This is a genomic window from Erwinia sp. V71, from assembly GCF_965644245.1.
Classification (GTDB): Bacteria; Pseudomonadota; Gammaproteobacteria; order Enterobacterales; family Enterobacteriaceae; genus Erwinia.
This window is the reverse complement of the sequence record NZ_CBFFRK010000154.1, coordinates 1-10,085: the sequence shown is the minus strand read 5'-3', so window position 1 is coordinate 10,085 and position 10,085 is coordinate 1. Positions and strand designations below refer to the sequence as shown.

10 protein-coding genes and 1 pseudogene are annotated in these 10,085 nt (G+C 57.4%); 8 read left to right on the top strand and 3 right to left on the bottom strand.

Annotated features, from left to right (window positions below; genetic code table 11):
* Positions 1-199 precede the first annotated feature (199 nt).
* Genes ACSZO1_RS20420 through ACSZO1_RS20410 form a run of 3 tightly spaced genes read right to left on the bottom strand, consistent with a single transcriptional unit; the run spans position 200 to position 2,485 of the window.
* Positions 200-922, bottom strand: a complete 723-nt coding sequence (locus ACSZO1_RS20420) for an amino acid ABC transporter ATP-binding protein (protein WP_437615930.1) — start codon at positions 920-922, stop codon at positions 200-202.
* A complete protein-coding gene (locus ACSZO1_RS20415) occupies positions 909-1,673 on the bottom strand; it encodes an amino acid ABC transporter permease (RefSeq protein WP_437615928.1) in 765 nt (254 codons plus the stop codon). Before ACSZO1_RS20415 ends, ACSZO1_RS20420 begins: the two co-directional genes overlap by 14 nt.
* A 50-nt stretch (positions 1,674-1,723) precedes the next feature.
* Positions 1,724-2,485, bottom strand: coding sequence for a basic amino acid ABC transporter substrate-binding protein (locus ACSZO1_RS20410; RefSeq protein WP_437615926.1), 762 nt, complete (start codon positions 2,483-2,485; stop codon positions 1,724-1,726).
* Positions 2,486-2,811: 326 nt separating this feature from the next.
* On the opposite strand from ACSZO1_RS20410, the gene kdpF reads away from it, so the two are divergent.
* The 8 genes and pseudogenes from kdpF to truD form a co-directional block, all read left to right on the top strand.
* Positions 2,812-2,901: a K(+)-transporting ATPase subunit F gene (gene kdpF / locus ACSZO1_RS20405; protein WP_437615924.1), complete on the top strand. Its 90-nt coding sequence runs from the start codon at positions 2,812-2,814 to the stop codon at positions 2,899-2,901.
* Entirely contained in the window at positions 2,901-4,589 is a 1,689-nt protein-coding gene (gene kdpA / locus ACSZO1_RS20400; RefSeq protein WP_437615922.1) for a potassium-transporting ATPase subunit KdpA, read from the top strand. Before kdpF ends, kdpA begins: the two co-directional genes overlap by 1 nt.
* 18 nt (positions 4,590-4,607) lie before the next feature.
* Positions 4,608-6,656, top strand: a complete 2,049-nt coding sequence (gene kdpB, locus ACSZO1_RS20395; protein WP_437615920.1) for a potassium-transporting ATPase subunit KdpB — start codon at positions 4,608-4,610, stop codon at positions 6,654-6,656.
* 12 nt (positions 6,657-6,668) lie between these two features.
* Positions 6,669-7,244 (top strand): potassium-transporting ATPase subunit KdpC, encoded by a 576-nt coding sequence (gene kdpC / locus ACSZO1_RS20390; protein ID WP_437615918.1) that lies wholly within the window; start codon positions 6,669-6,671, stop codon positions 7,242-7,244.
* 131 nt (positions 7,245-7,375) lie between these two features.
* Positions 7,376-7,693, top strand: coding sequence for a cell division protein FtsB (gene ftsB, locus ACSZO1_RS20385; RefSeq protein ID WP_017803635.1), 318 nt, complete (start codon positions 7,376-7,378; stop codon positions 7,691-7,693).
* 3 nt (positions 7,694-7,696) lie between these two features.
* Positions 7,697-8,395: a 2-C-methyl-D-erythritol 4-phosphate cytidylyltransferase gene (gene ispD / locus ACSZO1_RS20380; RefSeq protein WP_437615915.1), complete on the top strand. Its 699-nt coding sequence runs from the start codon at positions 7,697-7,699 to the stop codon at positions 8,393-8,395.
* 12 nt (positions 8,396-8,407) lie between these two features.
* Positions 8,408-8,887, top strand: coding sequence for a 2-C-methyl-D-erythritol 2,4-cyclodiphosphate synthase (ispF, locus tag ACSZO1_RS20375; RefSeq protein WP_437615913.1), 480 nt, complete (start codon positions 8,408-8,410; stop codon positions 8,885-8,887).
* Positions 8,887-9,933 (top strand): annotated as a pseudogene (truD, locus tag ACSZO1_RS20370) (tRNA pseudouridine(13) synthase TruD); the annotation flags it as partial. The gene ispF and the pseudogene truD, both read left to right, overlap by 1 nt.
* Positions 9,934-10,085: the final 152 nt, after the last annotated feature.

Below are 10,085 nucleotides of genomic sequence, written 5' to 3'. Positions count from 1 at the left end.
AAAGGATGTTAAAAAGTGTTCACCATGTCCCCGAACACCTGTCTGCAATGTCCCCGGACCGTACAAATGGGGGAGGGCAGGGGAGGGCAGGGGAGGGGGAGCTGCTGTCTGTGAACTCAACAGATGGCATTTCCCCCATCCTGGCCTTCCCCCGCAGGCGGGGAAAGGGACAAGACAGATGAGCAAAGACTTCGCTGCGTTACAAAACTTTACTGAGGAAAGCGGCAGTGCGGGGATTCGTCGGCGCGCTAAAGATCTGCCCTGGCTCGCCCATCTCCTGAACCACACCCTGATCGATAAACATCACCCGATCTGACACTTCACGTGCGAACGCCATCTCATGGGTGACAATCACCATCGTCATGCCTTCCTGCGCCAGCGTTTTCATCACCGCCAGCACTTCGCCTACCAGTTCCGGGTCCAGCGCCGAGGTGGGTTCATCGAACAGCATGATTTTCGGTTCCATCGCCAGCGCACGGGCAATGGCGACACGCTGCTGCTGGCCGCCAGACAAGCTGTTCGGCCAGGCGTCAATCTTGTCGCTCAGGCCCACTTTCGCCAGCAGGTTTTTCGCCCGTTCGGTCGCGGCGGCGCGGGACAGCTTGAGCACATCCATTGGCGCCATAATCAGGTTTTCCAGCACCGTCATATGCGGGAACAGATTAAAGCGCTGGAACACCATCCCCACTGACTCACGCAGCTGGTTGATATTGGTCTTCGTGTCCTGCACGGCAAAACCATTCACCTCGACACTGCCGTCATCAATGCTTTCCAGCCCGTTCAGGCAGCGCAGAAAGGTGCTTTTGCCGGAACCGGACGGGCCAATCACACAGATCACTTCCTGTTCGGCAATGGTGCAGTCGATGCCGCGCAGTACATGGGTTTCGCCAAACCGTTTCTGCAAATTATTAACGTGAATCACTTTTGCCGAACCTCTTTTCCATATGTTGAACCAGCAGCGACAGCAGGAAGGTAAATACCCAGTACACCAGTGAAATCACCAGGTAAGGTTCCCAGTAAGTCGCATACGCGCCGGAAACGGTACGTGCGGCGTAAGCCAGATCTGCCAGACCAATCGCCGATGCCAGCGATGAATCTTTCACAATGGCGATAGCGTTATTCCCCAGCGGCGGCAGCATACGGCGAAACGCCTGCGGCAGAATCACCCGGCGCATGGTGCGGCCGTAGGTCATCCCCAGCGAGCGTGACGCCTCCATCTGACCACGGTCAATGGACTGAATACCGGCGCGGAAAATTTCCGAAACATACGCCCCTGCATTCAGCGTAATCGCCACCACGCAGGAGAGGAATGCGCCATAGTCAGCGCGCAGCGTACGGGCAACATCCGCCGACATGATACCGCTGGTGACCAGCAGTCCATCACGCGGGTTGATAAACAACGGCACCAGCGCAAAGTGCACCACCATAATCTGGACAAACAGCGGCGTACCGCGGAAGGCACTGATATAGATGCGCACCGGCCACTGCACACCGTAGTGCAGAATGGTTTTCCACGGACCATGTGGCGCCTGCGCCAGACGGCCTAAACCGAGGGTTAATCCCCACAGCGTACCGGTAATCACACAGATCAGGGTACATTTCAGCGTCATCAGCGCGCCGTCAACAAACAGCGGCAAATACTCCTGAATGATTTCCCAGCGAAATCCAGACATAGATAATCCTGTAACGAGAATTCGCCGCGCGAGGCGGCGAAAGAGGGCGATTACTCAGCGGGTAAGGTTGGTACGTTGCTGTCAAACCAGGTGCTGTAGATTTTGGCGTAGGTGCCGTCAGCGATGATTTTCTTCAGGCCGGCATTGATTTTGTTACGCAGCGCATCGTTGCCTTTCGCCACTGCAATACCGAAATACTGGCGCTGGAATTTAGCGTCAGAAACCAGCTTAAACTGTTTTTCCGGGTGAGTTTTGATGTAGTACTTCACCACACCGACGTCGCCAACCGCAGCGCCGATACCGTCTTCATACAGCTCCTGCAGCATCAGCGGAGTGTTATCAAAACGCTTGATGGCGGTGCTGGTTTTGCCGAGCACATCAGACACCACGATATCGCCGGTGCTGGAGTTCACCACGCCAACGTTGATGGCTTTCAGTGCCGCCAGGGAATCGACGCTGGAGTTCGCTGGCACCACGATGGACTGTTCGGCCGGGAAGTAAGGGGCGGAGAAATCCACCATCGCTTTACGCTTATCGGTGATGGTAATACCGGAAATGATGATATCGCGGTCACCGGTGCCGAGGGTGGCGAAGATACCTTCCCATGGCGTATTGACCAGTTTTACGTCGAAGTTTTCTGCTTTGGCGATGGCTTTAATAATATCAATATCAAAGCCTTCCAGCTGTTTCTGGCTGTTTTCAAACTCAAATGGACGGTAAGTGCCGCCAGAACCAACAACATAGGTTTCGGCATGGGCGGCGGAGGCCAGCATTGCCAGTAACGAACTGATTAACGCTAATTTTTTAAACATGGTTTCTCCCGGGAAATAAAAAACAAACTTACTTATGCATTTTAAGTGCATAAAAATACAGTTTACTTGCATGGCAGGCAAGCATTGATTGTCAGCATCAAAGCGCCGGCAGCGGCAAAACCTGCCTGCCGGAACGCCGTCAGGGCAGGCCGGTGGCCGAAAACAGGCGAGAAATTCCCGCCTCCGTTTGGCTTAAATACTGAATTACCACAATAAAACGCGCGATTTTTATATTTTTTTTATATCCCGCTCCGCAACCTTTACGACATTTTTACCTCGCTTTTTTTACCCTTTTCCTGAACTCAATAAATCCGGAGAAATGAACCGTGAGTGCAGGACTGATAACCGGCATCGTGCTGGTGTTTATATTGCTGGGCTATCTGTTTTATGCCCTGTTCAGGGCGGAGGACTTCTGATGGCTGCTGAAGCTTTTTTACTGCTGGCCTGCTTTATGGCGGTGCTGCTGCTGGTGGCAAAACCACTCGGCGATCTGATGACCAGCATGGCGCTGGACCGTGCCCTGCCGGGCACGAAACGCATCGAGCAGGGGATGTGGCGTCTCTGCGGCATTCAGGATGACGAGATGAACTGGCGTCAGTATCTGGTTGCCATCCTGCTGTTCAACCTGCTGGGTATGGTGCTGCTGTTTCTGATGCTGCTCTGGCAGGACCTGTTGCCGCTCAATCCGCAGGGATTACCCGGCCTGTCCTGGCACCTGGCGTTAAACACCGCCATCAGCTTTGTCACCAATACCAACTGGCAGTCCTATGCCGGTGAATCGACCATGAGCTATTTCAGCCAGATGGTCGGTCTGGCGGTGCAGAACTTTTTATCTGCCGCCTCCGGAATGGCGGTGCTGTTTGCGCTGATGCGCGGTTTCTCACGCCATACCAGCAGCAGCCTCGGCAATGCCTGGCGCGACGTAACCCGCGTGACATTGTTTGTGCTGTTGCCACTGTCACTGCTGATGGCGCTGTTTCTGGTCAGCCAGGGGGCGATTCAGAACGTCAGTCCTTACACCACACTGACCACGCTGGAAGGCGTGCAGCAGACCCTGCCGATGGGGCCGGTGGCATCGCAGGAAGCGATCAAAATGCTCGGCACCAATGGTGGCGGTTTCTTTAATGCTAACTCTGCCCATCCATTTGAAAACCCGACGGCGTTAAGCAATTTCATTCAGATGCTGGCGATCTTTGCCATCCCGGCAGCACTCTGCTTCACCTTCGGTAATGTGGTGCGCGACCGTCGCCAGGGCAGAACCCTGCTCTGGGCGATGTCGATCATGTTCATCGTGGCGGCGGCACTGGTGATGATCGCTGAAGTGAACGGTAATCCGCATCTCCTCAGCTTTGGTGGCGATTCCGCGCTGAACTGGGAAGGGAAGGAGGCGCGTTTTGGCATCCTCAACTCCAGCCTGTTTGCGGTGATCACCACGGCGGCATCCTGTGGGGCGGTCAACGCGATGCATGACTCCTTTACTGCTCTGGGTGGCATGGTGCCGATGTGGCTGATTCAGCTGGGCGAAGTGGTGTTCGGCGGCGTTGGCTCGGGTCTCTACGGCATGCTGATGAATGTGCTGCTGGCAGTGTTTATCGCCGGTCTGATGATTGGCCGAACCCCGGAATATCTCGGGAAAAAAATCGGCGTGCCGGAAATGAAGATGGCGGCAATCTATATCCTGATTACCCCGTCGCTGGTGTTGCTGGGCACGGCGCTGGCGATGATGACCGATGCCGGTCGCGCCGGCATGCTGAACACTGGCCCGCATGGTTTTAGCGAAGTGCTGTATGCCGTCTCTTCTGCCGCCAACAATAACGGCAGTGCCTTTGCCGGACTGTCAGCCAATACTCCGTTCTGGAACCTGCTGCTGGCTGCCGCCATGCTGCTGGGCCGCTTTGCGCCCTTTGTTCCGCTGCTGGCGATGGCCGGTTATCTTGCGGCGCGCAAAACGCAGCCTGCCAGTCCGGGCACGTTGCCGACACACGGTGCGCTGTTTGTCGGGCTGATTATCGGCACGGTACTGCTGATTGGCGCACTGACATTTATTCCGGCGCTGGCGCTGGGTCCGGTTATCGAACATTTGCAGTTACTGGCTGGGCATTAATTGCCGGAGAATTTGGCTATGACACATAAACTTCCTTCACAACAGCGCAGCAGCATCTGGCGTACCGCGCTGGTTGAGGCATGCAAAAAACTCGATCCGCGCATCCAGCACCGTAATCCGGTGATGTTTGTCGTCTGGCTGGGCAGCATCCTGACCACGCTGCTGGCGCTGAAGATGGTGGTGGACAACGACCACGTACAACTCGGTTTCACTGTGGCGATCAGTGCATGGCTGTGGTTCACCGTGCTGTTCGCCAACTTTGCCGAAGCGCTGGCCGAAGGGCGCAGTAAGGCACAGGCGGAGAGTCTGAAAGGGATTAAACGTACCAGCTGGGCGAAAAAACTGGCCGAGCCGTTGCAGCAGGCGAAACTGCAGCAGGTCGCTGCAGACAGCCTGCGCAAAGGCGACTATGTACTGGTGGAAGCGGGCGACATTATTCCCTGCGACGGCGAAGTGCTGGTGGGCGGCGCGTCGGTGGATGAAAGTGCGATTACCGGCGAATCTGCGCCGGTGATTCGTGAGTCCGGCGGCGATTTTGCGTCGGTGACTGGCGGTACGCGCATTCTGTCTGACTGGCTGGTGATCCAGTGCAGCGTGAACCCGGGCGAAACTTTCCTCGACCGGATGATCGCGATGGTGGAAGGTGCGCAGCGGCGTAAAACACCGAATGAGGTGGCGCTGAATATTCTGCTGATCTCGCTGACGATCGTGTTCCTGCTGGCAACCTCCACCCTGTATCCGTTCTCGGCCTGGGGCGGCACACCGGTCAGTATCACGGTGCTGGTGGCGTTGCTGGTGTGTCTGATCCCGACCACCATTGGCGCCTTGCTGTCGGAGATTGGTATTGCCGGGATGAGCCGTATGCTGGGGGCGAATGTGATCGCCACCAGTGGCCGCGCGGTAGAAGCGGCGGGCGACGTCGATGTGTTGCTGATGGACAAAACCGGCACCATTACCCTCGGTAACCGCCAGGCAACGCAGTTCCTGCCTGCCAGCGGCATCAGCGAAGAAGCGCTGGCTAATGCCGCTCAGCTGGCGTCACTGGCGGATGAAACGCCGGAAGGGCGCAGCATCGTGGTGCTGGCGAAGCAGAAATTCAATCTCCGTGAGCGTGACTTACAGAGCCTGGATGCCACCTTTATTCCGTTCACGGCGCAAACCCGTATGAGCGGCGTCAATATCGGCCGCAAAATGCTGCGTAAAGGCGCGGTCGATGCTATCCGTCGTCATATTGAGAATAACGGCGGCAGGTTCCCGACGGATGTTGAGGAACGGGTGAATGCCGTGGCGCGTACAGGCGGCACCCCGCTGGTGGTGGCGGAAGACAATGCCGTCATGGGCGTGGTGGCGCTGAAAGATATCGTTAAAGGCGGCATCAAAGATCGCTTCGCTGAGCTACGCAAAATGGGTATTAAGACCGTGATGGTGACGGGCGATAATCCGCTGACGGCGGCGGCGATTGCCGCAGAAGCGGGCGTCGATGACTTCCTGTCGGAAGCCACACCGGAAGCGAAACTGGCGCTGATTCGTCAGTATCAGGCGGAAGGGCGCATGGTAGCCATGACTGGCGACGGCACTAACGATGCCCCGGCACTGGCGCAGGCCGATGTGGCGGTGGCGATGAATTCCGGCACCCAGGCCGCCAAAGAGGCGGGCAATATGGTGGATCTGGACTCCAACCCGACCAAGCTGCTGGAAGTGGTGCATATCGGTAAACAGATGCTGATGACGCGCGGTTCGTTAACCACCTTCAGTATCGCCAATGACGTGGCGAAGTATTTCGCCATCATTCCGGCGGCGTTTGCCGTGACCTATCCGCAGCTGAATATGCTGAACGTGATGGGACTGCATTCGCCGACTTCGGCGATTATGTCGGCGGTGATCTTTAACGCGCTGATTATCGTGCTGCTGATCCCGCTGGCGCTGAAGGGCGTGAGCTATCGCCCGATGTCGGCCGCCGCATTGCTGCGCCGTAACCTGTGGCTGTATGGCGCAGGCGGCCTGGTGGTGCCGTTTATCGGTATCAAGCTGATTGACATCATTCTGACTGTGCTGGGTCTGGGTTAAGGAGACCATCTGATGAAACTGTTTCGTCCTGCGATTTCACTGTTTCTTTTGCTGACGTTGATCGTCGGTGCGGGCTATCCACTGTTAACTACCGGGCTGGCGCAGTGGTGGTTTCCGACGGCGGCGAACGGCTCGCTGATCGAACATGGCGGTAAGATTCAGGGCTCAGCGCTGATTGGGCAGAATTTTACCCGCGCCGACTATTTCCAGGGACGCCCGTCGGCAACGGCCGATGCGCCGTACAATCCGCTGGCGTCGTCGGGCAGTAACCTGGCCGTCAGCAATAAGGCGCTGGATGATGCCATTAAACAGCGTGTTGCCGAACTGCGTAAAGCCAATCCGCAGGCCAGTGAGACAGTGCCGACGGAGCTGATTACTGCCTCCGCCAGCGGCCTGGACCCGCAGATCTCTCCGGCGGCGGCGCTGTGGCAGGTGCCACGGGTGGCGCAGCTGCGTCATCTGCCGGAAGCCGAGTTGCGCAGTCTGGTGGAAGCGCATACCGACACGCCACTGCTGTGGTTTATCGGTGAACCGGTGGTGAATGTCCTGGAGCTGAATCTGGCGCTGGACGCGTTACAGAAACCTTAATGGAGTGAAAAATCCCCGCCCGGTTTGCAGAACTTTTGCGCGCCATTCCGATAAAGGCGCGCAATTTCGCTGGCAGAGTGGAGTCAGCGGCAAAGTTATGGGATGATTGAGCCGTTTTTCAGGGGGCGGGGATGGGTAAACTTACGCTGCTGTTACTTGTACTGTTAGGCTGGCTGCAATATTCGCTCTGGCTGGGCAAGAACGGCATTCATGACTATACGCGCGTCAACGATGACGTGGCGGTACAGCAGGCGAATAACGCCAAACTCAAAGCGCGCAACGATCAGCTGTTTGCCGAAATCGACGATTTGAACGGCGGTTCGGAAGCGATTGAGGAGCGCGCACGCAGCGAGCTGGGGATGATTAAACCCGGCGAGACTTTCTATCGTCTGGTGCCAGACCAGAACCGCCGCAACGCGCAGCAGGCCGCGCAAAATCAACAACGATAAACAATGACCAACTCCTTCCCCGACATTGTCGCCGTGGTTCCCGCGGCCGGTATCGGCAGCCGTATGCTGTCTGAGTGCCCGAAACAGTATCTGACTATTGGTGAACTCACCATTCTTGAACACAGTATCGCCAGCCTGCTGGCGCATCCTGCGGTGACGCGGGTGATTGTCGCGCTGAGCGCTGACGATGTGCAGTTTCAGCAACTGGCGATTGCGTGTGATGCGCGCATTACCACCGTGATCGGTGGCGGTCAGCGTGCCGATTCGGTGCTGGCAGGTTTGCAGGCGGCCGGTGACAGCGGCTGGGTGCTGGTGCACGATGCGGCGCGTCCCTGCCTGCATGCCGACGATCTGGCACGCCTGTTACAGCTGGCGCACACCAGCCGCGTGGGCGGCATTCTTGCCACGCCAGTGCGCGATACCATGAAACGTGCCGAACCCGGTAAATCCGCCATTGCGCATACTGTTGATCGCGAAGGTCTGTGGCATGCGCTGACGCCGCAGTTTTTCCCGTTGCCATTATTGCGCAGCTGTCTGCTGCGCGCGCTGGATGACGGCGCGACGATCACTGATGAAGCATCGGCGCTGGAGCATTGCGGTTATCACCCGGAGCTGGTGGCAGGGCGCAGCGATAATATTAAAGTGACGCGGCCGGAAGATCTGGCTTTAGCCGCGTTTTACCTGACGCAATTACAGAAATAAGGAGAGCGCAGAATGCGTATCGGTCACGGTTTTGATGTCCATGCTTTTGGTGGCGAAGGCCCGCTGATTATCGGCGGTGTGCGCATCCCTTTTGAGTATGGCTTTATCGCGCACTCCGATGGCGATGTGGCGCTGCATGCGCTGACGGACGCCCTGCTGGGCGCAGTGGCGTTAGGTGATATCGGCAAGCTGTTCCCGGATACCGATCCGGCCTATAAAGGCGCTGACAGCCGTGGCCTCCTGCGCGAAGCGTGGAAACGCATTGAGGCAAAAGGCTACCGTATTGGTAACGTTGATGTGACGATTATCGCCCAGGCACCCAAAATGCTGCCGCATGTGCCACAGATGCGCATCAATATCGCGGAAGATCTTGGCTGTCATATGGATGACGTCAATGTCAAAGCCACCACCACCGAGAAGCTGGGCTTTACCGGCCGCGGTGAAGGTATCGCCTGTGAAGCGGTGGCGCTGCTGGTGCGGAAAGAAGACTGATGGATATGCTGAATCTGAGCTGGCTGCACGGCAAACCCGTTGCACGTGGCAGGCTGAAAGCCAACCCGGAAGATTTTGTGGTGGTGGAAGATCTTGGCTATGGCCCGGATGGTGACGGCGAGCATCTGCTGGTCCGCCTGCGCAAGACGGGCTGCAACACCCGTTTTGTCGCTGAGGCGCTGGCGAAATTTGTCGGTATTCATCCGCGTGAAGTCAGTTTTGCGGGCATGAAGGATCGCCATGCGGTGACAGAGCAGTGGTTCTGCCTGCGCCTGCCTGGCAAAGAGACGCCGGATCTGCGTAAGTTTGTGCTGGAAGGTTGCGAAGTGCTGGAAACCGCCCGTCATCGCCGCAAGCTGCGCACCGGCGCACTGCAGGGCAACGCTTTTACGCTGGTGCTGCGTCAGGTGAGCGATCGCGCGGCAGTGGAGCAGCGGCTGACGCAGATTGCGCAGCACGGTGTGCCGAACTACTTTGGTCAGCAGCGCTTTGGCCGCGGTGGCAGTAACCTGTCACAGGCACAGCGCTGGGCGGCGGATGACATCCGCGTGCGTGAGCGCAATAAGCGCAGCTTCCTGCTGTCGGCGGCGCGCAGCGCGATGTTTAACCAGGTGACCAGCGATCGTCTGGCGCAGCAACAGTCCCTGTGCCAGGTGATGACGGGTGATGCATTGCAGCTGACCGGTCGCGGCAGCTGGTTTGTCGCGGAGCAGGATGAGCTGGCGACGCTGCAGCAGCGTGTCGATAACAATGAGCTGCGTATTACGGCACCGTTGCCGGGTAGCGGTGAGTGGGGACCGCGTGAGGCGGCGCTGGCCTTTGAGCTGCAGAGCCTGGCGGCGCAGTCCTCATTGATCGGCCTGCTGGAACGGGAACGTGTCGACGCTGCCCGTCGCGCCATGCTGGTGATCCCGCGCGATCTGCGCTGGAACTGGCAGGATGATGTCACCGTCGAACTCCATTTCTGGCTGCCTGCAGGCAGTTTCGCCACCAGCGTGGTGCGTGAGCTGCTCGAACACGAGGGCGATGATGTGGAGATTGATGAGTACACCGCAATGCCTTCATCATCAGATGAAGGCATTTATATTCATCACGCTAATGACGACTGTGCGATTTAGCAATCGCGAATTCAGATAATAAGTGCAACGCTCGGACATGATTGTGGAGAGTGTAGGAGGAAGGGTTAACTACCGATAAG